Source organism: Azomonas macrocytogenes, from assembly GCF_014191985.1.
In the GTDB taxonomy this organism is placed as follows: Bacteria; Pseudomonadota; Gammaproteobacteria; order Pseudomonadales; family Pseudomonadaceae; genus Azomonas; species Azomonas macrocytogenes.
The window spans coordinates 32640-56782 of sequence record NZ_JACHXI010000007.1 but is presented as its reverse complement, the minus strand read 5'-3'; the positions used below and the strand labels follow the sequence as shown (position 1 = coordinate 56782).

26 protein-coding genes and 1 riboswitch are annotated in these 24143 nt (G+C 59.0%); of the genes, 12 read left to right on the top strand and 14 right to left on the bottom strand.

The features are described from left to right. Positions 1 to 25: 25 nt before the first annotated feature. Together FHR87_RS08895 and FHR87_RS08890 are read right to left on the bottom strand one after the other, a co-directional pair. Positions 26 to 1174: an MFS transporter gene (locus FHR87_RS08895; protein ID WP_183166372.1), complete on the bottom strand. Its 1149-nt coding sequence runs from the start codon at positions 1172 to 1174 to the stop codon at positions 26 to 28. 202 nt (positions 1175 to 1376) lie between these two features. Next, positions 1377 to 1790 carry a hypothetical protein gene (locus FHR87_RS08890; protein WP_183166371.1) on the bottom strand — a complete coding sequence of 138 codons (414 nt, stop codon included), beginning with the start codon at positions 1788 to 1790 and terminating at the stop codon, positions 1377 to 1379. A 174-nt stretch (positions 1791 to 1964) separates the two neighbouring features. Continuing rightward, a riboswitch (Fluoride riboswitch) is annotated at positions 1965 to 2027 on the top strand. A 142-nt stretch (positions 2028 to 2169) separates the two neighbouring features. Here FHR87_RS08890 and crcB point away from each other — a divergent pair. The 3 genes from crcB to FHR87_RS08875 are packed head-to-tail and all read left to right on the top strand — an operon-like array spanning position 2170 to position 3196. Further along, positions 2170 to 2553 (top strand): fluoride efflux transporter CrcB, encoded by a 384-nt coding sequence (crcB, locus tag FHR87_RS08885; protein ID WP_183166370.1) that lies wholly within the window; start codon positions 2170 to 2172, stop codon positions 2551 to 2553. Positions 2554 to 2565: 12 nt separating this feature from the next. Then, positions 2566 to 2928, top strand: a complete 363-nt coding sequence (locus FHR87_RS08880; RefSeq protein ID WP_183166369.1) for a DUF190 domain-containing protein — start codon at positions 2566 to 2568, stop codon at positions 2926 to 2928. A gap of 40 nt (positions 2929 to 2968) precedes the next feature. Continuing rightward, positions 2969 to 3196, top strand: coding sequence for a hypothetical protein (locus FHR87_RS08875; RefSeq protein WP_183166368.1), 228 nt, complete (start codon positions 2969 to 2971; stop codon positions 3194 to 3196). 408 nt (positions 3197 to 3604) lie between these two features. On the opposite strand, the gene FHR87_RS08870 is transcribed toward FHR87_RS08875, so the two are convergent. The 8 genes from FHR87_RS08870 to FHR87_RS08835 all read right to left on the bottom strand — a co-directional run bounded on the left by FHR87_RS08870 (position 3605) and on the right by FHR87_RS08835 (position 10547). Then, positions 3605 to 4462 (bottom strand): lipopolysaccharide kinase InaA family protein, encoded by an 858-nt coding sequence (locus FHR87_RS08870; RefSeq protein WP_246335907.1) that lies wholly within the window; start codon positions 4460 to 4462, stop codon positions 3605 to 3607. Positions 4463 to 4730: 268 nt separating this feature from the next. Beyond that, the gene (hemW, locus tag FHR87_RS08865) at positions 4731 to 5951 is read right to left on the bottom strand and encodes a radical SAM family heme chaperone HemW (protein WP_183166366.1); all 1221 of its coding nucleotides are present in this window, start codon (positions 5949 to 5951) and stop codon (positions 4731 to 4733) included. Further along, positions 5948 to 6544 (bottom strand): RdgB/HAM1 family non-canonical purine NTP pyrophosphatase, encoded by a 597-nt coding sequence (gene rdgB, locus FHR87_RS08860; protein ID WP_183166365.1) that lies wholly within the window; start codon positions 6542 to 6544, stop codon positions 5948 to 5950. Before rdgB ends, hemW begins: the two co-directional genes overlap by 4 nt. Positions 6545 to 6570: 26 nt before the next feature. Then, the gene (gene metW, locus FHR87_RS08855) at positions 6571 to 7176 is read right to left on the bottom strand and encodes a methionine biosynthesis protein MetW (protein WP_183166364.1); all 606 of its coding nucleotides are present in this window, start codon (positions 7174 to 7176) and stop codon (positions 6571 to 6573) included. Positions 7177 to 7178: 2 nt separating this feature from the next. Further along, on the bottom strand, positions 7179 to 8270 hold the full coding sequence (gene metX / locus FHR87_RS08850; RefSeq protein WP_183166363.1) for a homoserine O-succinyltransferase MetX: 1092 nt from the start codon (positions 8268 to 8270) through the stop codon (positions 7179 to 7181). Between the two features lie 142 nt (positions 8271 to 8412). Continuing rightward, positions 8413 to 9003: a YggT family protein gene (locus FHR87_RS08845; RefSeq protein ID WP_183166362.1), complete on the bottom strand. Its 591-nt coding sequence runs from the start codon at positions 9001 to 9003 to the stop codon at positions 8413 to 8415. Between the two features lie 13 nt (positions 9004 to 9016). After that, the gene (gene proC / locus FHR87_RS08840; RefSeq protein ID WP_183166361.1) at positions 9017 to 9847 is read right to left on the bottom strand and encodes a pyrroline-5-carboxylate reductase; all 831 of its coding nucleotides are present in this window, start codon (positions 9845 to 9847) and stop codon (positions 9017 to 9019) included. 13 nt (positions 9848 to 9860) lie between these two features. Further along, entirely contained in the window at positions 9861 to 10547 is a 687-nt protein-coding gene (locus FHR87_RS08835) for a YggS family pyridoxal phosphate-dependent enzyme (protein ID WP_183166360.1), read from the bottom strand. Positions 10548 to 10760: 213 nt separating this feature from the next. Here FHR87_RS08835 and FHR87_RS08830 point away from each other — a divergent pair, with 213 nt between their 5' ends. Both FHR87_RS08830 and FHR87_RS08825 read left to right on the top strand, forming a co-directional pair. Beyond that, a complete protein-coding gene (locus FHR87_RS08830) occupies positions 10761 to 11795 on the top strand; it encodes a type IV pilus twitching motility protein PilT (protein ID WP_183166359.1) in 1035 nt (344 codons plus the stop codon). Between the two features lie 61 nt (positions 11796 to 11856). Next, positions 11857 to 12999, top strand: coding sequence for a PilT/PilU family type 4a pilus ATPase (locus FHR87_RS08825; protein ID WP_183166358.1), 1143 nt, complete (start codon positions 11857 to 11859; stop codon positions 12997 to 12999). Positions 13000 to 13031: 32 nt separating this feature from the next. On the opposite strand, the gene FHR87_RS08820 is transcribed toward FHR87_RS08825, so the two are convergent. Together FHR87_RS08820 and serA are read right to left on the bottom strand one after the other, a co-directional pair. Then, the gene (locus FHR87_RS08820) at positions 13032 to 13688 is read right to left on the bottom strand and encodes a helix-turn-helix transcriptional regulator (protein ID WP_183166357.1); all 657 of its coding nucleotides are present in this window, start codon (positions 13686 to 13688) and stop codon (positions 13032 to 13034) included. 192 nt (positions 13689 to 13880) lie between these two features. Then, a complete protein-coding gene (gene serA, locus FHR87_RS08815) occupies positions 13881 to 15131 on the bottom strand; it encodes a phosphoglycerate dehydrogenase (protein ID WP_183166356.1) in 1251 nt (416 codons plus the stop codon). 203 nt (positions 15132 to 15334) lie between these two features. On the opposite strand from serA, the gene FHR87_RS08810 reads away from it, so the two are divergent. From FHR87_RS08810 to FHR87_RS08800, 3 genes are all read left to right on the top strand, one after another. Beyond that, on the top strand, positions 15335 to 16726 hold the full coding sequence (locus FHR87_RS08810; protein WP_183166355.1) for an FAD-binding oxidoreductase: 1392 nt from the start codon (positions 15335 to 15337) through the stop codon (positions 16724 to 16726). A gap of 104 nt (positions 16727 to 16830) precedes the next feature. Next, positions 16831 to 17496 (top strand): fumarylacetoacetate hydrolase family protein, encoded by a 666-nt coding sequence (locus FHR87_RS08805; protein ID WP_183166354.1) that lies wholly within the window; start codon positions 16831 to 16833, stop codon positions 17494 to 17496. 146 nt (positions 17497 to 17642) lie between these two features. Further along, positions 17643 to 18578, top strand: a complete 936-nt coding sequence (locus tag FHR87_RS08800) for an SdiA-regulated domain-containing protein (RefSeq protein ID WP_183166353.1) — start codon at positions 17643 to 17645, stop codon at positions 18576 to 18578. On the opposite strand, the gene rpiA is transcribed toward FHR87_RS08800, so the two are convergent. Continuing rightward, complete coding sequence (gene rpiA, locus FHR87_RS08795; RefSeq protein WP_183166352.1) at positions 18575 to 19246, bottom strand: ribose-5-phosphate isomerase RpiA; 672 nt, start codon at positions 19244 to 19246, stop codon at positions 18575 to 18577. The genes FHR87_RS08800 and rpiA overlap by 4 nt on opposite strands. Positions 19247 to 19412: 166 nt before the next feature. Between rpiA and ilvA the strand changes: the two genes are divergently transcribed. Continuing rightward, positions 19413 to 20927 (top strand): threonine ammonia-lyase, biosynthetic, encoded by a 1515-nt coding sequence (gene ilvA, locus FHR87_RS08790; RefSeq protein WP_183166351.1) that lies wholly within the window; start codon positions 19413 to 19415, stop codon positions 20925 to 20927. Positions 20928 to 20967: 40 nt separating this feature from the next. Then, on the top strand, positions 20968 to 21732 hold the full coding sequence (locus tag FHR87_RS08785) for an endonuclease (protein WP_183166350.1): 765 nt from the start codon (positions 20968 to 20970) through the stop codon (positions 21730 to 21732). A gap of 17 nt (positions 21733 to 21749) precedes the next feature. Here the strand turns inward: FHR87_RS08785 and FHR87_RS08780 are convergent, their stop codons facing one another. Continuing rightward, positions 21750 to 22412, bottom strand: a complete 663-nt coding sequence (locus tag FHR87_RS08780) for a histidinol-phosphatase (RefSeq protein WP_183166349.1) — start codon at positions 22410 to 22412, stop codon at positions 21750 to 21752. Between the two features lie 257 nt (positions 22413 to 22669). Between FHR87_RS08780 and modA the strand changes: the two genes are divergently transcribed. Then, positions 22670 to 23422 carry a molybdate ABC transporter substrate-binding protein gene (gene modA, locus FHR87_RS08775; RefSeq protein ID WP_183166348.1) on the top strand — a complete coding sequence of 251 codons (753 nt, stop codon included), beginning with the start codon at positions 22670 to 22672 and terminating at the stop codon, positions 23420 to 23422. A gap of 8 nt (positions 23423 to 23430) precedes the next feature. Then, positions 23431 to 24138: a molybdate ABC transporter permease subunit gene (gene modB / locus FHR87_RS08770; protein ID WP_183166347.1), complete on the top strand. Its 708-nt coding sequence runs from the start codon at positions 23431 to 23433 to the stop codon at positions 24136 to 24138. The last annotated feature ends 5 nt before the right edge of the window (positions 24139 to 24143 follow it).

Below are 24143 nucleotides of genomic sequence, written 5' to 3'. Positions count from 1 at the left end.
TGCAAAACGTCAACAGCCCCTACTATCAGGGAGAAATAGAATTTCTATCTGGATTTACGAAAGGACTCACGCATGCAAGCGCTGCGCATGCCAGTAGCAAAGCCGAGACGCTGTAAATCAGCACAGGAGAAACCACGGGAAGTAGCGCTCCCGCAAGTATTGGGCCTGCTCCTGCCCCGATATCACGCCACGTAGCGCGCGACGCGAGCGCCTGGACTCTCCCTGGGCCAGAAGTACGACGAGCTACGATAGGAGCCATCAAGGGTAATTGCAGCGAGCGCAATATCACGATGCTCGCTGCGCAGCCCCAAAGCCAGCCAGCACCAAACCCGATCAGCGCAATGCTGGTCAGCAGAGACAGAGTGACCAGGACTTTCTCGGGGCCAAATAGCTCGGCCAATCGGCCACCCGCCGGACTCAACAGCATTTCGCCAAGGTAGCGCATGGCGAGCAAGAGACCGACGGCCACTACAGCTCCACCAGGCAGCGAGTCCCTGCCTAGATAAGACAGCCCAATAATGAACAAGCCGTCTAGCGTCAAGCCTTCTAAAAATGACCATGTATCCAAGCTGTTAGGGATACGAAAACCGCGAGCTTGCTGCGGAACAGGATGCGGAGCAGAAGGCAATTCCCGTGTGACCACCAAGGCAATCAGCGAGATACCAGCGAGCAGAACAAAAATGCTTCGAGGTCCAAACGCTTCAGCAAGAACTGCTCCTATAGGCAGGGCCAAGGCTGGCCCCATGGCGATGATGGCTCTTGACCTACCGGTTCGACGTGCGGCGCCATCCAACTCAGCCGTAGCCAGCACCTGGGTCGAAAGATTGAGCGCAGCATAAGAAAGCCCCCAAAGCAGTCGAAGTGGAAGCAGCATCCAAAAATTCGAGAGCGTGGCATGACCGATGGCACATATAGCCGCGACGGCTACTGCCAATGTGCAAGTGAGGCGATCACCTTGACGGGCATAAAACCTTGCCACCCAGCCGTAACCGGCAATACGAACCAGACGATTGGCGGCTAATAACACTCCCGCCTCGGCAATCGTGACACCAAATTGTGCCGCATACAGAGGCAACAGCAAGTAGAGGAGTGTATCCACCGGCAGCACCATCCCCAATACCGCAGATGCGCTATGGGAATGTCTGTCAGTCGGAGATAAACCTTTATTGAGCATCTGCCATACCCATCGCCTCGATTGCTAAAAAATTATGCAATTCGCGATGTTGGCATGTGAAATATATAAAAAAACCAATTTAAAATTTTTCGATCTATTTCTGATTAACGCCCCTATTGGTCGATACCCCAGCCTCGACCTCCAACGCTATCGAATAGAGCAATCGCCGGCCGCCACCTGGGTGGTGTGGCCGGCAAACAGCTTAGTGGTCTTCGCCTTGACTGTGCTTGCCGCCCTTATGCTCGGGCATCACAGCCAGCTTGCCATCCACTGCGCGGCACGTACCGGAGAAGCTTTTGCCGTCCGGCCCCTTGAAGGAAGCCGTGTCGCCAGCGCTCTTGCCGCTACAAGCCTCGACAGCCGCTGCTGATGGAGCCATGCGCTTGCGCTCGGGCATTGCGGCCAGCTTGCCATCTACGTCATGGCAGGTCGCAGACATGGTCTTGCCATCCGGGCTAGATATGGAAACCTTGTCACCAGCAGCTTTGCCTTCACAAGCCGTATAGGCTGCCGCGGGTGGAGCCATATGCTTGCCGTCGTGGGATGAATGGTCAGCAGCCATTGCCAAGGGAGTTGCCAGGCAGGCCAGCAGTGCAACGTACAGGGGCTTGAGCATGGATCACCTATTTTTATGACAGATTGGTCTATCAATAGAAGCACAAACCCATGCAATAGTTCGGGCCTTTACCCTCTCTGTACATTTTTATGCGAGCTCGCAGCATTCGGAAAAGCCGTTAAGCTGGCGCAATGGCTTCCAGGCAGTGGTTATCACGATGGCTCTTGGTTAAAATTTGCGAGTGGAGATGGCATTCCTCCTTTAACCGCCCCTGGGGCTGATGATGCCTACGTGAACCCTGGACAGGGCACGTAGGTTTGCGTCCTGTCCAATCCTACAAGGACAGGATCATGACTTTCTTCTACCAACTTTTCCGCTCGCCAAACACTTATCGCTCCGTCGCTACCCACTTCACTGGACGTGCGGAGGGCCTGTAGTCATGCTGAAATCATTGCTCGCCATCGCCCTGGGCGCGACGCTCGGTGCCTGGTTACGCTGGGCGTTGGGCCTCAAGTTGAACTCGCTGTTTCCCAGCATTCCGCCCGGTACCGTGGCGGCCAACATGATCGGCGGCTATATCATCGGCCTGGCCATTGCCTTCTTTGCGGTGACGCCTAATCTTAGTGAAGAATGGCGCCTGTTTCTGATTACCGGCTTCTGCGGAGGGCTGACAACCTTTTCGACGTTCTCGGCAGAAACCTTGACGCTGATTCAACAAGGACGGCTCGGTTGGGCCATAGCCGCCATTTTCCTGCATGTCACCGGCTCACTGGCAATGACAGCCGCCGGGTTACTCACTTTTCAACTGCTCAATGGGCGCTGAAGGAGAATCGTCATGCAAGGCTATCTAGTGATTTTCTTTACCCAACAGAACCGCCAGCATCACGGGCACATGCTCGGTGACTGGCTAATCAAGCTAGCCAAGGAATTGGGTCTGCGCGGCGCTACATTGTCCGCCGGCATAGAAGGCTTCGGCCATATCGGCAAGCTGCATTCGGCATGCTTCTTCGAGCTGGCCGACCAGCCAATCGAAGTACGGCTGGCTGTGACAGCGGATGAATGCAATCGCTTATTCGCCCGCCTGGAACAAGAGGATATCGCGCTGTTTTATATAAAGACGCCCATCGAGTTGGGCTTCGCTGGTAAACAGGCAGTCCCCTCTGGCAATTCCGCAGAGCCACGTACCGATCAAGAATGAGGCGAAGTCTGGTCCCAGAAAGCCCATTGAAAAATGTCTGGTGTCAAGCTTCAGTGCAGTAGTGAAAAAGGTCATGCAGGGCAAGAAGTTAAGCCAGACCTCGAATAATACTGCACTTGCTCGACGCTTCATTCGCCAAGGGCCACATAGGTGCATCACCACGCCAAACGATGGGTGCCCCATGGCCGATGAACAGCGTGTGACCAGCCGCTACCGGCGCAGCGTCATGCTCGATGACGGCATGGGGTTCTCGCTGGCTGGTGATTGAACGGCGGCGGACACTATCCGCGGTCGCGCCAATCAATGATACGCCCAACCCGTTTGCCGACGGCGCAAAGTCGTATGCGCTCGACGCTAACAAGGCCAAACAGCTTTGGGCGAAAAGCGAGGAATTGATCAGCGCTGCGTCGTGAAGGTTATCGCGCACATCTGAACGCAATAATCCATTCCACTTTCGTGCTCGAGCAGACGGCTCTCAGGACTGTGCCGAGGGCCACTGGCAGCCGTCTGGTTGTGGGCTTTCAGCGAGAGAGCAAGCCATTGTCGCGACCGCAGAGAGCTTGATCCGGCCTGCTTTTCTCCGCGATTCACAAGAGGCTGCGTAAGCGGATGAGCATGCTTCTCTCCAAGTCGAACAGTCAGGGAACTGTCATGCAACGTTGACTGCATCAAGACGTCAGGGGTCGATCGATGCCACCCCGTATCTTCCTTTCGTCAGCTTGCACAAGCGCTTTTCCAGAGCCACAAGATTGAGTGCATCGTGGCGATGCCGGACAAGTTGGCGCCGCGAAAACGGTCTTTTCGTCGAATAACGCAACAACAGCAACAATAACCCTTCAGCCGTGGCGAACCCTGGCTCGTTACCCACGAGATCGCGAAACAACCTCTGGGCGTTCTGGGTACTCACCTCGAACTGAGGCTCGATGCATTTGCCATTGAGCTCATAGAGAAATACGCCAAGGTGCAATGCCGCCGAAATGGCAGGGTCGGCCTGCGCACTCATCTTGCCGCAATCGATGGCCCGCAGCGGTGCCTCAGGAACAGGCGAAACCAGAACATTGCAAGGATGAAGGTCCAGGTGCTGAATACGCGCATCGCGAAAGGCTTCGAGCATGTCGGCCAGCTTCCGTAACAGAACCTCGCGCGACGCTGCATCGCCGGATTCACGCCAGACGGCATCGAAAGGCTGCCAATCCGTCAGATACTCTTGCAACAAGATCTGCTGGACGGGAAGGCCGTATCGAAAGTATTCGCCGAACGCAAAAGTCTGGACCCCATGAATCGTTCGCTCATGCAAAGCCAGATTGTGAGCCAGCTCCGCCGTGCCATGGTTGAATCCAACCAACAAGTTGCTGCCACCCAGCAGTCCCCCAAGACGCTTGCGCGATACCAACGCCATCTGCTTGGCAAAATACAGTGAAGTTCCCGAGCAATCGCTTAGCGCAAGCCGGTAAGCGCGCCGGGCTTTAAGCGCTTTTTCGCTTAATAAAGTGATTCCGTCGGCTTCTTTCTTCCAAAGGAATCGATCAAGCATTCGAGCGGGTTGCTTGGCAGCTTCGTCAAGCAACCACCAACGCCAACCCGACTCTGAGAACATCACCGGTCCATGAAATTGGCGCGTCAGAAATCCAGGTCTTAAGCGGCGCATGCTGAAGTCTCTCTACCCGAAAGCAACCCGTACTGTATGGGCAACCAGTACGTGTCAATTTTTTAGAATTTATTCGAGTGGAACCTTACATTTATTCCGCAATTTATTTTCAATATCTTATCGAATGAATAGTGAATTTCTTACAACCTGACAATTAAGGCAAAAACAGCTGTAACAAGTCGTTGAGAAACAGCTGCCCCCTGGGTGTGGCGATCAGGCGTTGCGGGTCGCTTTCCAGCAATCCGCGTGCCTCGGCAGCCTGGCGGTGTTCAGCAAGCTGTTGCAGCGGCAGGCCCGTGCGCTGGCTGAACAATATCGCGGGTACGCCTGCCGTCAGGCGCAGCGCGTTCATCAGGAATTCGAAGGGCAGATCGAGCGCTTCCAGCCGCTTTTCTCCGGCCTGGAATGGCTTGGCCGGGTTCAGATAGTCCTTCGGCTGCCGCACCTTCCAGGTCCGCACGATGCGCCCATCCGGCGTACTCAATTTGGCGTGGGCACCTGCGCCGAGGCCGAGAAAGTCACCGAAGGTCCAGTAGTTCAGGTTATGCCGTGCCTGACGACCAGGCTGGCTATAGGCCGAAGTCTCGTACTGGCGATAGCCGTGTTCGGCCAGCAGTTTCTGGCCAGCCTCCTGGATATCCCAGAGCGTATCGTCTTCGGGCAGGATGGGTGGCTGGCTCCAGAACACCGTATTCGGTTCCAGAGTCAGTTGATACCAGGACAGGTGCGTCGGCTGCTGAGCGATGGCAGTGTGCAGATCGCTCAACGCATCGTCCAAGGTCTGTCCGGGCAAGCCGTGCATCAAGTCCAGATTGAAGTTTTCGAAGCCGGCAGCACGCGCCATACCAGCCGCACGCACGGCTTCCCCACCATCATGGATGCGCCCGAGCGCCGCGAGCTTGGCGGCCTGAAAGCTTTGCACGCCGATGGACAGGCGATTGATACCAAGGCTGCGATAGTCGCGGAACCTGGCCTGTTCGAATGTCCCCGGATTGGCCTCCAGGGTGATTTCGACAGCGTCGGCAAACCCGACCTGGCGTTCGAGCCCGTCCAGAATCCGCTCCAGCGCCCCGGCGGAAAACAGGCTGGGCGTACCACCGCCAAAGAACACCGACCCCAGCCGCCGTCCCTGCACATGCTGCAGATCCGCCTGCAGATCCGCCAGCAATGCCGCTACATAATCGGCTTCCGGCAAGACGCTGCCCGCCGTATGTGAGTTGAAATCACAGTAAGGGCATTTGCGAATGCACCAGGGAATATGGATATAGGCCGCCAGGGGCGGCAAACTGCCGAGGGGGTTCTTGCCGGAAGCGGACAGGACGAGGGTGTTGCCTTTTCGTCCAGCGGGCAGTCCCGAACCTTCGGCAGCGTTCATGCAATTCCCAGCCGCCTTCTGAGTATTTCCATCGCTTTTGCCCGATGACTGATCCGGTTCTTTTCCGCTGCCGGCAGTTCGGCGCTGGAACAATCGCGCTCGGGAACCCAGAACAATGGATCGTAGCCGAAACCCTGCTCACCGCGCGGAGCATGCAGGATGCGGCCATGCCAGAGTCCTTCGCAAAGAATCGGCAGCGGATCTTCGGCATGCCGCAACAAAGCCAGCGTGCAGACGAATTGCGCATCGCGTTCGGCATCCGGCAGACCCTGTAGCGCGGCAAGCAGTTTGGCGTTGTTCGCTGCATCACCCTGGCCATCGGCATAGCGCGCCGAGTAGATGCCGGGCGCACCGCCCAGCGCAGCCACTGCCAGGCCGGAGTCGTCGGCCAATGCTGGCAGGCCGGAGACGCGAGCGGCATGCCGAGCCTTGAGGATGGCGTTCTCGATAAAGGACAAACCGGTTTCTTCCGGTTCGATGGCACTGAAATCGCTGACCGGCCGGACACGGATATCCTTGCCCAGCATGGCCTGGAGCTCCTTCAGCTTGCCGGCGTTATGGCTGGCCAGCACCAGCTCGGTGATTGGCTGCATCTGAAGCCTCCTGGTCGGGTAGTCATTCAGCGCTGCTTTGCAGCGCCGGCGATACGATAGATGCCGATTTCACCGAACATATTCGGCCATAGACGGCTGGCCGGTCCGTGGCGGTGCTTGTGATCCACGGCCAGCCGCTTCTTGACCTCGATATGCAGCTCACGGCAGAGATTCTCGAAATCTTCGAACGTGCAGAAGTGGATATTCGGCGTGCTATACCAAGTATAGGGCAGGAATTCCGAGACCGGCATGCGGCCCTTGCTGGCCAGGTACCAGCGGCAGCGCCAGTGGCCGAAGTTGGGAAAGGTAATGATGCATTCGCGGCCGACCCGCAGCATTTCCTTGAGTAGCTGGTCAGGATAATGTACTGCCTGCAGCGCCTGGGTCATGATTACCACATCGAAACTGTCGCTGGCGAAGTTGCCGAGCCCCTTGTCCAGATCCTGCTCGATAACGTTCACGCCACGCTCGATACAGCGGGCAATATTGTCCGGGTCGATTTCCAGCCCGTAGCCGCTCACCTGTTTGTGCTCGCGCAGCCATTCCAGCAGGTCGCCATTGCCACAACCGAGGTCGAGCACCCGGCTACCGGGCCTGATCCATTCCTGGATGATGTCCAGATCGGCACGCATGCTCACACCTCGATCCGCTTCAGGTAATTGTGGAGCGCCTGCAAGTAGCGCGGAATCGGTAGCAGAAAGGCATCGTGGCCTTGCGGTGCGTCGATCTCGACATAGCTGACGTTCTTGCGCGCAGCCACCAGCGCCTGGACGATTTCCCGCGAACGGGCCGGGGAAAAACGCCAGTCGGTAGTGAACGACATCAGGCAGAAGTCGGCGCTGGCCTTGGCCAGGTCGCCCAGTTCGAAATAGTCCAGCGCCTTGGTCATCAACAGGTAGGTATTGGCGTCGAAGCGCCCGGAAAACTCTTCACCCTGATAGCGCAGGTAGCTTTCGACCTGGAATTCCACACTGTTGAAGTCATAGTTGAGCTTGTCGTTCTTCAGATCGCGGCCGAATTTGGTTCCCATGGCGTCGTCGGACAGGTAGGTGATATGACCGACCATCCGTGCCAGCATCAGGCCCCGCTTGGGGATACCTTCCGGATAGTCGGTGTCGGACAGGATCGCCTGGCGCGCCACTTCGTTGAAGGCAATGTTCTGAGCCGACAAGCGTGGAGCGCTGGCGATCGCCAGACAGTGACGGATACGCTCGGGATAACCGATGCTCCAGTGCAACGCCTGCATGCCGCCGAGGCTGCCACCGATCACTGCAGCCCATTGCTCGATACCCAGCCGGTCGGCCAGACGCGCCTGGCTGTTCACCCAATCCTCGACAGTGACCATGGGAAAATCAGCGCCGTAGGGCTTGCCGGTCGCTGGGTCCACAGTGTTCGGCCCGGTGGAACCGTTGCAACCTCCCAGGTTGTTCAAGCTGACGACGAAGAAACGGCTGGTGTCAATCGGCTTGCCGGGGCCGATACAGCTATCCCACCAACCGGGCTTGCGCTCGTCCAGGCTATGGTAGCCGGCAGCATGATGGTGACCGGATAGGGCATGGCAGATCAGTACCGCATTACTGCGTTCCGGGTTCAGTGTTCCATAGGTCTCGTAAATCAGTTGGTAGTCGGTAAGCGTGCGGCCGCAGGCAAGTTCCAGAGGCGCTGTGAACTGCGCGACCCTGGGGCTCACCAGACCGACAGAGTCGGCGGCAATGGCAGTGGGCATCGATCCTGCTCGAAGGGAAAAGAAGGCGGTAAATTCTACTTTATTTAAGTATTTACTTGATTGTTTATTGCAGCGAACGGCCCTGCCCGCTTGTCCAGACAGGGTCAGGCAAGCGGGCAAGAACCTAAAAGTGAGCTTTCGCTCAGATAAGCCGACGCAGCAGTTCCGGCATATGACTCATGATAGCCAGGTTGTTGATTACCAGCATTTCCAGCAACTGCAACGCGAGAAAGGCGAAGATTGGCGAAATATCCAGCCCACCCATGCTCGGCAGCAGACGGCGGAAGGGCATCAGTACCGGCTCGCAAATCTGGTTAATCAACAGCGCCGCCGAGTTATGGGTGTGTGGGGCAACCCAGGAAAGGATCACACTGACGATCAGGGTGAAATAGAAGATTTTCAAAAACAGCCCGGTCACGCCGATAATGGCCCAGATCAACAGGCTCACTGGATTGCCGGTGCTACCGTAGGCCAGCAGCAGCAGCAGGGCCATCAGCAGCATCTGGACCAGTAGCGCCAGGATCAACGAGGCCAGGTCGAGGCCACCTATGCTCGGGATGATCCGGCGCAGCGGACGCAGCAGGGGATGGGTGGCGTGCACAATGAATTGGCTCAAGGGATTGTAGAAGTCCGCACGCACCAATTGCAGAATGAAGCGCAACAGCACGATCAACAAATACAGGCTACCCAGCGTCTGCAGGATGAGAATGCCTGCACTGTCTAATCCGATCATCAATATCTCCTTGTCATTTACTCAGTTGCTCGGCAAGTTCGGCCGAGCGTGCCGCGGCAGCGGATAGTGCTTGCTGTACCAGCGGCTCGAAGCCACCGGCCTGGAAGGTTTTGATTGCCGCTTCGGTAGTCCCGTTCGGCGAAGTGACGCGGCGGCGCAGTTCACTGGCTTCGAGCGCGCTCTCGCAGGCCATGCGCGCCGCGCCCAGGGCAGTCTGGCGCGCCAGCAGGGCAGCAGTTTCGCGGGGCAGGCCAAGGCGCTCGCCGGCAGCGGTCATGGCCTCCAACAGCAGGAAGAAATAGGCCGGGCCACTACCGGAAACGGCGGTAACGGCATCGAGCTGTTGTTCCGCGTCCAGCCAGAGAGCCAGGCCGACCGCTGACAATAACTGCTCGGCCTGCCGGCGCTGCTCGGCATTGACCTGCGCATTGGCGTACAGGCCACTCACCCCCTGGCGCAGCAGCGAAGGGGTATTGGGCATGCAGCGCACGATGGCTCGGGCCGCCGTACCGGCGCCGAGCCAGCGTTGCAGACTGGCGCAAGTGATGCCGGCGGCGATGGAAACGATCAGCGTCTGATCGGGCAACTGCGCGGCCAATTCCCGGCAGACGGCTTGCATGACCTGCGGTTTTACCGCCAGCACCACGATATCGGCGCCGGCCACGGCTTCGGCGTTGTCGGTAAAGGTGGCGATACCATGCTCGCTGGCGAGCCGTTCAAGCTTCTCGGTGCTGCGATTGCTGGCGCGGATGGCATCCGCCGCGACACCTTGCGCACGCAGGCCGCCGATCAGGCTGGCAGTCATGTTGCCTGCACCGACGAAAGCGATGCGAGGATTGCTCATTGTGTGGATTCCTTTAAGGGTAATGGCGCTCACCGAACAGGGCAGTGCCGATGCGCACCCAGGTGGCGTCCTCGGCGACAGCGGCTTCCAGATCCTGGCTCATGCCCATGGAGAGCGTATCGAGCGGCAGTTCGGCGCCCAGTCGTTCATAGAGAGTACGTAGCCGGGCGAAGGCGGCGCGCTGTTCGGCCGGATCGTCGCTCGGTGCGGGAATGGTCATCAACCCACGCAGATGTAGGTTGGGCAAGGCGGCAATGGCACGCGCCAATGCAGGTGCTGCTTCTGCCGCGCAGCCGGACTTACTGTCCTCGCCGCTGACATTGACCTGCAGGCAGACATTCAGCGGCGGCAGGTGCGCCGGCCGCTGCGCGGACAAGCGCTCAGCGATCTTCAGGCGATCCACCGAATGCACCCAGGCGAAGTGCTCGGCGATTGATCGGGTCTTGTTCGACTGGATCGGGCCGATGAAATGCCAGGTGATCGCCAGATCGGCGAGTTCGGCTTGCTTGTCGAGCGCTTCCTGCAGGTAGTTCTCACCAAAATCGGCCGCGCCGGCTGCAAACGCATCACGCAGGGAACCTGCCGGCTGGGTCTTGCTGACCGCCAGCAGTTTCACCGTGCCGGAATCTCGTGCCGCAGCTTGCGCTGCTTCACGGATGCGCACACCGACCTTTGCAATGTTTTCCGCTATTGTGGACATTGATCCGTCCCGCCACCCGGGGTTTGTACGAAGGAAAAGCGTTCGTGTTCGGCAATACCGTGTCAAGGATGGCCAGGCTACTTATTTGCTCATGGCGAACTCCGCTACCTCGCGCAGCCGTCCGGTTGCGGCCCGACCTTCGCTCGACGACTTTCCGTATGGACCAAAGGTCTGCGCGGCATTCTACCTGCTTGCTTGTAATTGGGGAGTCCCATGGATATTACCGAACTGCTGGCCTTTAGCGCCAAGCAAGGGGCATCGGATCTACACCTTTCCGCTGGCCTGCCGCCGCTTATTCGTGTCGATGGCGATGTGCGCCGGATCAATCTGCCGCCGATGGAACACAATCAGGTGCATGCGCTGATCTACGACATCATGAACGACAAGCAGCGCAAGGATTACGAGGAACAGCTCGAAACCGATTTTTCCTTCGAAGTACCTGGCGTGGCGCGTTTCCGGGTCAACGCCTTCAACCAGAACCGTGGCGCCGGTGCGGTATTCCGGACCATTCCCTCCCGGGTGCTGAGCATGGAAGAGCTCGGCATGGGCGAGGTGTTCCGGCGCATCAGCAGCGTGCCGCGCGGGCTGGTACTGGTTACCGGGCCGACCGGTTCGGGCAAGTCGACCACTCTGGCGGCGATTCTCGACTACATCAACAGCAACAAGTACCACCATATCCTCACCATCGAGGACCCCATCGAATTCGTCCACGAATCGAAAAAGTGCCTGGTCAACCAGCGCGAAGTGCATCGCGATACCCTGGGCTTCGCCGAAGCCCTGCGCTCGGCCCTGCGGGAAGACCCGGACATCATCCTGGTGGGCGAGATGCGCGACCTGGAAACCATCCGCCTGGCGCTGACCGCAGCGGAAACCGGTCACCTGGTGTTCGGCACCCTGCACACCACCTCGGCCGCCAAGACCATCGACCGGGTCGTGGACGTGTTTCCCGCCGAGGAAAAATCCATGGTCCGCTCGATGCTTTCGGAATCGCTGCAGGCAGTGATTTCCCAGACCCTGCTGAAGAAAATCGGCGGCGGCCGGGTGGCAGCCCACGAAATCATGATCGGCACCCCGGCGATCCGCAACCTGATCCGCGAGGACAAGATCGCGCAGATGTATTCGGCAATCCAGACCGGCGGCTCGCTGGGCATGCAGACGCTGGACATGTGCCTCAAGACCTTGTTGAGCAAGGGGCTCATCAGTCGCGAAAGCGCCCGCGAAAAAGCCAAGATCCAGGACAATTTCTGATTTCGCCGCCGGCGGCCAGGCTTTCTCGGCAACCGCCATTACCCTTGGGAGGAGAATACTTGTGGAGTTCGATAAGCTGCTGCGCCTGATGGTGGAGAACAAGGCATCCGACCTGTTCATCACGGCAGGGATTCCACCGTCGCTGAAGGTCAACGGCAAGGTCGTGCCAGTGAACAAGACGCCACTATCGCCTGAAATCACCCGCGAAACCGTACTGGGCTTGATGAACGACCGGCAGCGCCATGAATTCATCGAAAATCACGAGTGCAATTTCGCCATCAGTGCGCGGGGCATCGGCCGCTTTCGGGTCAGCGCTTTCTATCAGCGCAACATGGTCGCCATGGTGCTGCGGCGGATCGAGGTCAACATCCCGACCCTTGAGGATCTTCACCTGCCTGAAGTGCTCAAGGACATTGCCATGACCAAACGTGGCCTGGTGCTGTTCGTCGGGGCCACCGGTACGGGTAAATCCACATCGCTGGCCGCCATGGTCGGCCATCGCAACCGCAACAGCAGCGGCCACATCATCACCATCGAAGATCCTATCGAGTTCCTGCATCAACACCGCAGTTGCATCGTCACCCAGCGCGAGGTGGGGCTGGATACCGAATCGTTCGAAGTGGCCTTGAAAAATACCTTGCGCCAGGCACCGGATGTGATCCTGATCGGCGAGGTGCGTACCCGGGAGACCATGGACCATGCCGTGGTGTTCGCCGAGACCGGGCATCTGTGCCTGGCTACCCTGCATGCCAACAACGCCAACCAGGCCCTGGATCGGATCATCAACTTCTTCCCGCCGGACCGGCACAACCAGGTATGGATGGACCTGTCACTCAACCTCAAGGCCATCGTCGCCCAGCAGCTTGTGCCCACGCCGGATGGCAAGGGTCGGCGTGCCGCCATCGAGGTTTTGCTCAACACGCCCTTGGTCGCCGATCTTATCCGCAAGGCCAAGGTGCATGAGCTCAAGGATTTGATGGCGCGCTCGACCGAGCATGGCATGCAGACCTTCGACCAGGCGTTGTATGAGCTTTACCGGCAGGGCGAGATTACTTACGAAGATGCCCTGCGGCATGCGGATTCGGCCAACGATCTGCGCCTGCTCATCAAACTAGGACCGGAAGCCGCAGGCGATTCTGCCGACAAGCTCGATGGCCTTTCCCTGCAAATGGACGAAGACGATCCAGGTCGACATTTTCGCTGAAGCGAGCGGTGTGCCCGCCGGCGAATGCAGGGTCAGGCCCGGCACGATCCCGGCCAGTCCAAGCGATCACGCAGCAGAAATGCCGCTTCGGCGCGATTGGCTGCGCCAATCTTGCGCAACAGATTGTGAACATGGCTTTTGATTGTGTGCGGGCTGAGAGACAGCTTGGTGGCGATCTCGGCGTTCGACAGGCCCTTGCTCGCCAGGCCGAGAATCTCCCTCTCGCGCATGGTCAGGGCGGTCCTGGCATTGGTCGGTTGCTGTTGCGCCCGCCGCCACTGGGCGAGCAGATATTCCATCAACCGACGCGGCAGCCAGTCACCGCCAGCCAGCAAGGTGCGCGTACCAGCCAACAGTTGCTTGGGTGAGGCGTTGCCATAGAACACGCCACGGATTGCAGGATATTGTTCGGCCAGTTGCTCGGCTTGTTCCGGTTCGACATTCACCAGGGCAACGGGAACATCCGGCGGCAGCGTGCCGATCAATAGCGACAGCTGTTCCATTGTGCCCTGGGCGGCGTCGAGAAATAACAGATCGGTATCCCGTAGCTTGGCGCTGGAGGGATCGGCAAGAGTTAGCCGAAGACTGGCCTGATCACCCAGGGAGCGTTGAAATAGCTGCTTCAACAGCTCATTGCCCGTGACCAGAATAATGGCTGAATAAGCACTTTGCGCGACTGCTGCTTCCATGTGTTATGTCCTGATTGGTCTTGTCTGGCGTGCAAGAAAACCATTTACAGAACATTCAGGACATCATCAGGCATTTTTGGTTCGCCGCTGGCGATGAAAAGCATCGTATTTTTTCGCCTTTCGATTCACAGGGTTAGATGATGAAAGAGCGGCCGCAGCCACTCTTTATCATTACACCCGGTGAATGATCGATTAGAACAAGACCCGGCTGCGGATGGTACCGTTGACTTGCTGCAGCTTGTGCAGGGCCAGGTCGGAGTAAGTCGCGTCCACGTCAATCACTACGTAGCCGACTTTCTCGTTGGTCTGCAGATATTGTCCTGACACGTTGATGTCATTTTCGGCGAAGATTTTATTGATTTCGCTCATCACGCCTGGAATGTTGCGATGGATATGCAGCAGGCGATGCTTGCCGGGGTGAGACGGCAAGGCGACCTCCGGGAAGTTGACCGAAGATACGGACGTGCCATTGTCACTGTACTTGACCAGCTTTTCCGCCACTTCCATACCGATATTGGCCTGCGCTTCCATGGTCGAGCCGCCCACATGCGGAGTCAGGATCACGTTGTCGAGGCCGCGCAGCGGGCTGACGAATTCATCCTTGTTGGAACGCGGCTCCACCGGAAACACGTCGATGGCAGCGCCGTTCAGATGCTGGTCCTTGAGGGCAGCAGCCAGAGCATCGATATCCACCACGGTGCCACGCGCGGCATTGATCAGGATGGCACCTTTTTTCATGGCCCGGATTTCCTTCTCGCCGATCATCCACTTGGTGGCAGCGGTTTCCGGTACATGCAAAGTGACGATATCGCTTTCGCCGAGCAGTTCGTAGAGATTGCCCACCTGGCTAGCGTTGCCTAGTGGCAGCTTGGTGACCACATCATAGAAGGACACCCGCATGCCCAGACCCTCGGCCAGTACGGATAACTGGGTACCGATGGAGCCGTAGCCAATGATGCCGAGCTTCTTGCCGCGGATCTCATAAGAGTTGGTCGCCGTCTTGAGCCAACCGCCGCGATGGCTGATAGCATTCTTCTCGGGGATCCCGCGCAGCAGCAGGATGGCTTCGGCCAGGACCAGTTCGGCTACCGAACGGGTATTGGAATAAGGCGCGTTGAACACCGGGATGCCGCGCAAGCGCGCCGCATCCAGGTCGACCTGGTTGGTGCCGATGCAGAAGCAGCCGACTGCAATCAGCTTGCGGGCTGCCTCGAAGACCTCTTCAGTAAGCTGGGTGCGCGAACGAATGCCGACAAAATGCGCGTCAGCGATCTTTTCCTTCAATTCGGCATCCGGGATCGAGCTGGCAATGTACTCGATATTGGTATAGCCAGAGGCCTTGATGGTATCCACGGCCGTCTGGTGGACGCCTTCGAGAAGAAGAAAGCGGATCTTGCTCTTGTCGAGGGAGGTTTTGCTCTTGTCGGGGGAGGTCTTGCTCATCTGGGATCGAACCTTGTGAACCAAAGAGAAGGACTGGGCGCCAGCAACAGGAAAGCGTCTGGAAACGCGCGGAAGACGGGCGGTTCGGGAGCTGCCGAGGCACGTTGCGAAAGGCCGTATGCTAGCATACGGCTCCTGCGAATCACCCTGGCCCCGGTTGAAGGGCCTTCAGGGTGATCATGAACCGAACGAGAGTTACCGCCATGATCGACGCCGTCCTGATCGACGAACTGAAAACCCTGGTCGAACCCGGCAAGGTGCTGACCGACGCCGATTCGCTGAACACCTACGGCAAGGACTGGACCAGGCAGTTCGCTCCGGCCCCTGCGGCCATCGTCTTCCCCAAGAGCATAGAAGAAGTCCAGGCCGTGGTGCGCTGGGCCAACCAGCACAAGGTTGCCTTGGTGCCATCGGGCGGCCGTACCGGGTTGTCGGCAGCAGCGGTGGCAGCCCATGGTGAAGTCGTGGTGGCCTTCGACTACATGAACCGCATCCTCGCGTTCGATGAAGTCGATCGCAGCGTGACCTGCCAACCGGGCGTGGTCACCGAGCAACTGCAAAATTTCGCCGAAGAAAAGCGCTTGTACTATCCGGTGGATTTCGCTTCTGCCGGTTCCAGCCAGATCGGCGGCAACATCGGCACCAACGCCGGTGGCATCAAGGTGATCCGCTACGGCATGACGCGCAACTGGGTGGCCGGCCTGAAAGTGATTACCGGGGCCGGTGAGTTGCTGGAGCTGAACAAGGGCCTGATCAAGAATGCCACCGGCTACGACCTGCGCCAGCTGTTCATCGGTGCCGAAGGTACGCTGGGCTTCGTCGTCGAAGCAACCATGCGCCTGGAGCGCCAGCCGAAGAACCTGACCGCCATGGTTCTCGGCCTGCCCGATTTCGATGCGCTGATGCCAACCCTGCACGCGTTCCAGAACAGGCTGGACCTGACCGCCTTCGAGTTCTTCTCCGACCGCTGCCTGGACAAGATCCTCGCCCGCGGCGACATCCCGGCGCCCTTCGAAAGCCATTGCCCCTTCTATGCCCTGCTGGAATTCGAGGCACTCAGCGAGGAAGTCGCCAATGCCGCACTGGAGCTGTTCGAGCATTGTGTCGAACAGGGCTGGGTGCTCGACGGCGTGATCAGCCAGAGCGAGCAGCAACTGAAAAACCTCTGGCGTCTGCGCGAGGATATTTCCGAGACCATCGCCCCGTTCACCCCGTACAAGAACGATATCTCGGTCACCGTTTCCCGCGTGCCGGCCTTCCTCAAGGAGCTCGACGCCATCGTCGCGGCGAACTACCCGGACTTCGAGGTGCTCTGGTACGGCCATATCGGCGATGGCAACTTGCACCTGAACATCCTCAAGCCGGACAACCTGTCCAGAGACGAATTCTTCGCCAGGTGCGCCACCGTCAACAAGTGGGTGTTCGAAACCGTCGAGCGTTATAACGGTTCGATTTCCGCCGAACACGGTGTCGGCATGACCAAGCGAGACTATCTGGGCTACAGTCGTTCAGCGGCTGAAATCGCCTGTATGAAAGCAATCAAGGCAGTATTCGACCCGAATGGCATCATGAACCCCGGCAAGATCTTCGTCTGAAAACAGAACCCTGCGGAAATGGTCGGCTTTTCACAAGAAAGCCGGTAGCCGGCAAGACCCGACAACGGGCTGGCAACCAGCTTCCGCCAACCCAGGAGCCTGCAATGAGCTACCAGCACCAGTACAGCGACGGTACCCGGATCCACTACCCACTAGGCAAAGTGGTCTGCGTTGGCCGCAACTACGCCGAGCACGCCAAAGAGCTGAACAACCCGGTACCGAGCGAGCCTATTCTGTTCATCAAGCCTGGCAGCTGCGTCGTTCCGCTGGAAGGTGGATTCGCCATCCCGGCCGGGCGCGGTTCGGTGCATTACGAGGCCGAAATTGCCGTGCTGATCGGCAAACCACTGTCGCGCGAGCCCAGCGAGGAAGAAATTCTCGATGCCATCTCCGGTTTCGCGCCGGCCCTGGACCTGACCCTGCGCGACGTGCAGGCCAGACTCAAGGAAAAGGGCTACCCGTGGGAGCTGGCGAAAGCGTTCGATGGCGCCTTCGTACTGGCGCCGTTCATTCCCGGCGATACTTTCCAGAACCTGTCCGACATCGGCATCCGCCTGCTCATCGATGGCCAGGTACGCCAGGATGGCAACAGCCGCGATATGCTCTATCCGATCCTGCCGCTGATCCGGCATATCGCCGGGCATTTCAGCCTGCAACCAGGTGATGTGATTTCCACCGGAACGCCAGCCGGCGTCGGCCCATTGAATTCGGGCGAGAAACTGGTACTGGAACTGGTCGGGCAATCCCGCTTCGACAGTCAGGTGCTCTGACTCTCTCCGTTTGGCGCGGTCGCTCCTGGCGAGCCGCGCCAACACTCTGCATTCGGCCTTTTTGATTGCTGACCAGCCAGCATTAAGTTCGGCTTAATCTTGTTGATGGCATCTTTGCTCCATCATCCCTATTGGAGTGCCTATCCATGCGTTTCGCCTTCAATCTCAAATCCTCTCTGGCAGTGTTCGTATTACTGGGTGTCCTGCTCTCCATCACGATCACGGCTCAGAAGTCCCGTCTGTTCGAGCGTGCCTGGTTCAACCTGCGCGAATGGCGGCATGCCGACGATTGGCAGGCCCGTTCGCTCTGGCTGCCGGATTACCGGGTAGTGGTGGAAGGGCGCAAGATCGAGGGGATCGACGAAAATCTCTCGGCGTTGACCTACGACCCTGACCGCAAAAGCCTGTTCGCCATAACCAACGGCCAGCCGCGTATAGTTGAACTAGCGCTCGACGGGCGCCTGCTGCGCAGCATCGAACTGGTCGGCTTCAGCGATTGCGAAGCCATCGAATACATCGCTCCGGGTGTCTATGTGGTTGCCAATGAGCGCGAGCAACGGCTGCTCAGGGTAACGCTGGACGACGACACCCGCAGTATCGATGCCAGCCATTTGCAGCAAATCACCTTGGGTATCGACAACGATGGCAGCAACAAGGGTTTCGAAGCGCTCGGCTATGATCGCGTACGACAGCGTCTGTTCGTCGGCAAGGAACGAGATCCGGTGCGCATCTATGAAATCGACGGTTTTCCGTTCAGCCCGACGTCCAAGGCTCGTTTCGTCCATGTGAACGAAAACCGCCGGCGTGATGCTCGCCTCTTCGTCCGTGACCTATCCAGCCTGAGTTACGACCAGGGTAGTGGCCACTTGCTGGTACTTTCCGACGAATCACGGCTGGTACTGGAGCTGGACGCAAAGAACCGACCAGTCAGCACCCTGTCGTTGAGCGGTGGGCAGCATGGCCTGCGCTACAGCGTGCCACAGGCCGAAGGACTGACGATAGACGAGGAAGGCTCGCTGTATATCGTCAGCGAGCCGAACCTGTTCTACGTATTCAAAAAGACCGGGCAAAACAGCGATTAGCGCTTCAGCGTTTTCACCCCCGCGGCCGTGCCGAGCAACAGCAGGTTGGCTGGCCGAGCGGCGAACAGGCCGTTGCTGACCACACCGACGATATTGTTGATTTTCTCTTCCAGCTCGCGAGCGTTGCGGATGTCGAGATTGTAGACATCGAGGATAACGTTGCCGTTATCGGTGAGCACACCTTCACGATAAACCGGATCGCCTTCCAGAGCGACCAGCTTGCGGGCCACATGGCTGCGCGCCATCGGAATAACCTCGACTGGCAGCGGGAACTCCCCGAGCTGCGGCACCAGCTTGCTCTCGTCGGCGATGCAGATGAAAGTCTGCGCCACTGCCGCAACGATTTTCTCGCGCGTCAGCGCAGCGCCACCACCTTTGATCAGTTCGAGGTTCGCGTTGGCTTCGTCGGCACCATCCACGTAGAACTCCAGCTCGGCTACCGAATTCAGGTCGTATACCGGAATGCCATGCTGCTGCAGGCGTGCGGCGGTCGCCTCGGAACTGGCCACGGCACCGTCGAAGTCCATTTTGTACCTGGCCAGCGCGTCGATGAAGAAGTTGGCGGTGGAGCCGGTGCCGACGCCGACAATGCTCTTGGCGGTGAGCTGCGGAAGGATATGGTCGATGGCGGCCTGCGCCACTGCCTGCTTGAGCTGATCCTGGTTCATGGGCTATTCCGGTCAGGAAATTCGGGCCGCAGATTATAGCCCCGTCGACGCCAGGCATGTCTGCGCACAAAGACCGTCGATTGCGTCCGTACCGCGCTTTCTGGCCGGCGTACGCCATGCAGAGTACACTCGGCGGTTCCGCTCGCCAGCCTGTCAGACTCCGCCGATGCTCGAACAATACGTCAAGAAGATCCTCACTTCCCGCGTCTACGACGTAGCCGTAGAAACGCCTCTGCAACCTGCCCGGCAGCTATCCGAGCGCCTCGGTAACCGAATCCTGCTCAAACGCGAAGACCTGCAACCGGTGTTCTCCTTCAAGGTGCGCGGTGCCTACAACAAGATGGCGCAGCTTTCGCCCGAAGAACTGGCACGTGGCGTGATCACCGCTTCAGCCGGCAACCATGCGCAGGGTGTGGCGCTGGCGGCGCGCCAGCTGGGTATCAAAGCGACCATCGTGATGCCACGCACGACGCCCGAGTTGAAGGTGCAGGGCGTGCGTGCCCGGGGCGGCAAGGCTGTGTTGCACGGCGATGCCTTTCCCGATGCGCTGGCGCATGCGCTCAAGCTGGCCGAGGAAAAGGGGCTTACCTACATTCCCCCCTATGACGATCCCGACGTCATTGCCGGCCAGGGTACCGTGGCGATGGAAATTCTTCGCCAACATCAGGGCCGCATGGACGCCATCTTCGTCCCGGTGGGCGGTGGTGGGCTGGTCGCCGGGATTGCTGCCTATATCAAATACCTGCGCCCGGAAATCAAGGTGATCGGTGTCGAACCCGACGATTCGAACTGCCTGCAGGCAGCCATGGCCGCTGGCGAGCGTGTGGTGCTGGGACAGGTCGGCCTGTTCGCCGATGGCGTCGCCGTGGCCCAGATCGGCCAGCACACCTTCGAGCTCTGTCGGCGTTATGTCGACGAAGTGGTCACGGTCAATACAGATGAGATCTGCGCAGCGATCAAGGATATCTACGACGATACCCGCTCGATCACCGAACCGGCCGGAGCGCTGGCGGTGGCCGGAATCAAGAAATATGTGGAACGCGAAGCAGTGAGCGGGCAAGTGCTGGTAGCCATCGATTCCGGCGCCAACATCAATTTCGACCGCCTGCGCCATGTAGCGGAGCGGGCCGAACTGGGCGAGCAACGCGAGGCGATCATCGCCGTGACCATTCCCGAGCAGCCGGGTAGCTTCAAGTCCTTCTGCGAAGCTCTCGGCAAGCGGCAGATCACCGAGTTCAACTACCGCTACGGCACCGGCAGCGAAGCGCATATCTTCGTCGGCATCCAGACCCATCCCGAGCTGGACCCGCGTGCGGCACTGCTGGAAAACCTGCGCGGTAAAGGCTTCCCGGTGCTCGACCTGACCGACAATGAGCTGGCCAAGCTGCACCTGCGGCATATGGTTGGCGGGCATGCCACGGGTGTCAGCGACGAGATGGTGCTGCGTTTCGAATTCCCCGAGCGTCCCGGTGCGCTGTTCAACTTTCTCGATAAGCTCGGCGGACGCTGGAACATCTCCATGTTCCATTATCGCAACCATGGCGCGGCCGACGGCCGGGTGGTCGCCGGCCTGCAAGTTCCGCTCGACGAACGTCATCTGGTAACGGCTGCACTGACGAAAATCGGCTACCGCTACTGGGATGAAAGCGAGAATCCAGCTTATAAACTGTTCCTGGGTTGACCGTCAGGCTCTATGATTCGCAGCTTTTTCGGAGCCATCCATGCGTCGCACAACCCTCACCGCCCTGCTCGGCCTCGGTGCTTCCATCCTGGCGATCGTGTTTACCGGAGCAAAGCCGGAGCCACCCAAAACCTTCAGCGAAGCCAAGAAGATCGCCGAGACGATCTATGAAAAGCGCCCGATCACCTTCTATTGCGGCTGCCATTACGACGGCAACAAGGTGAATCTGGCCAGTTGTGGCTACAAGCCACGCAAGCAACCCACCCGTGCGGCGCGTCTGGAATGGGAGCATATCGTGCCGGCCTGGGTAATCGGCCATCAGCGCCAGTGCTGGCAGCATGGCGGACGCAAGAACTGCTCGGCCAACGATCCGGTGTTCAGCGCGGCCGAAGCCGATCTGCATAATCTGGTGCCAAGTATTGGCGAAGTGAACGGCGATCGCTCCAACTATGCATTGGGCATGCTGGAGAAAAAACCGAGCCAGTACGGCGCCTGCCAGATGGTAATCGACTCCGAACAGAAAACCGCCATGCCGCCGCAAGCGGTACGCGGCGCTTCGGCGCGGATCTATCTGTATATGGCCGACCGCTACAAGCTGCGACTGTCCGCGCAGGACCGCAAGACCTACGAAGCCTGGAACCGCATGTACCCGGTCAACGAGTGGGAGCGCTGGCGCAACCGGCAGGTCGGCTGCGCCATGGGCTGGGGCAACCCCTATGTCGGCCCGCTCGATCCAAAGGATTGCCCCGGACAGGGTGTCGTCCGGCGCATCCTGGACCTGCTGCGGGAAAAGCTGAAAATCTAGCGGCCTGCAGCTTGCCGCTAGCGGTCTTCCCTCAATGAAATCACCTTCCAGCCGCGCTTTTCGGCTTCGACGCGCAAGGTCGGGTCCGGGTCGACCGCCACGGCGTGCGTGACACGTTCCAGCAAGGGCAGGTCGTTGTGCGAATCGCTGTAGAAATAGCTGTCGTGCAGGTCATGACCGGTTTGCGCCAGCCAGCGTTCCAGGCGGGTGACCTTGCCGGCCTGGTAGCAGGGCACGTCGGTGACCTGGCCGGTATAGCGACCATCGCGCATTTCGCATTCGGTGGCGAGCAGGATTTCGACGCCCAGGCGGGTGGCGATGGGACCAGTGATGAAGCGATTGGTGGCGGTAATGATCATCACCAGATCGCCAGCCTCCTGATGCTCGCGCACCAGCCTCTCGCCCCTGGCCAGGATGATCGGCTCCAGATGATCGCGCATGAACTCCCGATGCCATTCGTGTAGCTGGTGCATGTCGCTACGACTCAGAATTTCCTGGCAAAACGACTGATAGGCCAGCACATCCAGCCTACCGGCCTGGTAATCCTGATAGAAGCCATTGTTGCGTGCCCGGTAGGCTTCGGTGTCTACCAGGCCCCGATTGCAGATGTATTCGCCCCAGGCATGGTCGCTGTCGCCGGCCAGCAGGGTGTTGTCGAGATCGAATATAGCCAGACGCACGCTGAACCTCGGTCGGTTGGGAAAAGGCAGAGCATAACGGCTCCAGGAGAAAAGCTGGAGATCGACCATCAGGCGAAGGTATTCGTTATCACCCTTGGATGGTTCTGCTCGGTGGTGTCTATGAGCACGGCAACGGCGCGACTCGCATCAAGTTGCCGCCAACGCCATATGGCAATATACCGCGTGTCGCCGAAGGGGCACGGCTCGGACTGTCCGGCCCTGCAGCGATTTCCAATATCGATGAATGGAGTTCACGAATGTCCCTCTCTGGCTTTTCCGGCCTGCGCCGTTTGCTCGGTGTGGCTGTATTGATGCTGGCTGGCAGCATCTGGCAGAACGCCACTGCCGAAACCTTGTCGGTCGCCGCTGGCGCCGGCTACAAGCGACTGATCAGCGAACTGGCCACGGCTTTCGAACATAGCTCGGGAATCCGGATGGAATATCATTTCGGCAACCTGGGGCAAGTCCTGACTCAGGCGGTGCAAAGTGATCAGTTGTCGATGATCTTCGGTGACCAGAGTTATCTGGAAAGCAATAACCGGCTGAAGTTTTCCCGCTTCTTGCCGGCGGGTCGTGGCCGACTGGTCATTGCCTGGCCGACCGATAAGACCCTGGAAAAGGCAGAGGATCTGGCCGAACCGGCTTTTCAGCGAATCGCCATCCCCGATTTGCGCTATGCCATCTATGGCAAGGCCGGCAGCGAATATCTCGAGCGTAGCGGTCTGGTGGCGCAACTGCATGCCAACCTGCTGACCGTCGCCACCGTACCCCAGGTCTCGGCCTATCTGGTCAGTGGCGAGGTGGATGCCGGTTTCATCAACCTGACCGAGGCAATCGGCATACGCAATCAGATCGGTGGCTACCTGGAGCTCGACCCCGGGTTATACGACGAGATTCGCATCGTCGGCGGAGTCATTGCGGGGCGGGAGAAGCTTGCTGGCGTCAGCGAGATGGCTGCATTCCTCGAAACGTCGGAAGCCAAGACCATTCTCGCCAGGCATGGACTATAAAAGCCGGCATGAACGACATCGCGACGGTACTAACCGAGCCACACGTCATTCACGCGCTGTCCCTGACTGCCAGGGTGGCGCTTACCACGCTGGGTATTCATCTGATCCTGGGCCTGCTGCTTGGCTATGCGTTATCGCGGCCCCGCTGGTTCGGCCGGGAGCTGGTCGATCTGCTGGTGACCTTGCCATTGATGTTCCCGCCGGTCGCCACTGGCTTTCTGCTGCTGATGTTACTTGGGCGGCGCGGGCCTGTTGGTGGCTGGCTGGGCACCTACTGGAATACGGAAGTGGTGTTCTCTTTCAGCGGCGTGCTGATTGCCTCGGTAGTCGCCGGCCTGCCGCTGGTGGTCAAGCCGGTCCAGTCGGCGCTGGAAAATGTCTCCGGCCGGCTGGCCGAGGCGGCGCGGGTCTTGGGCAAGAACGAATGGCAGATCTTTCTCCGGGTATTGCTGCCCAATATCCGCCGGATACTGATCACCGGCCTGCTGCTCGCACTCGGTCGCTCACTGGGCGAGGTCGGTATCACCCTGATGATCGGTGGCAACGTCAGTGGCCGCACCTCGACCATTTCTCTGGAAATCTACAATTCGGTCAGCAGCGGCGAATTCGAGCGAGCCGCTGTGCTCTCGTTTCTGCTCGGGCTGGTCTCGCTGGGGCTGTTCGCCCTGTTGCGGTATCTGGGACGTGCCAGGCCGGTACTCGAAAACCCGATATAGATCGC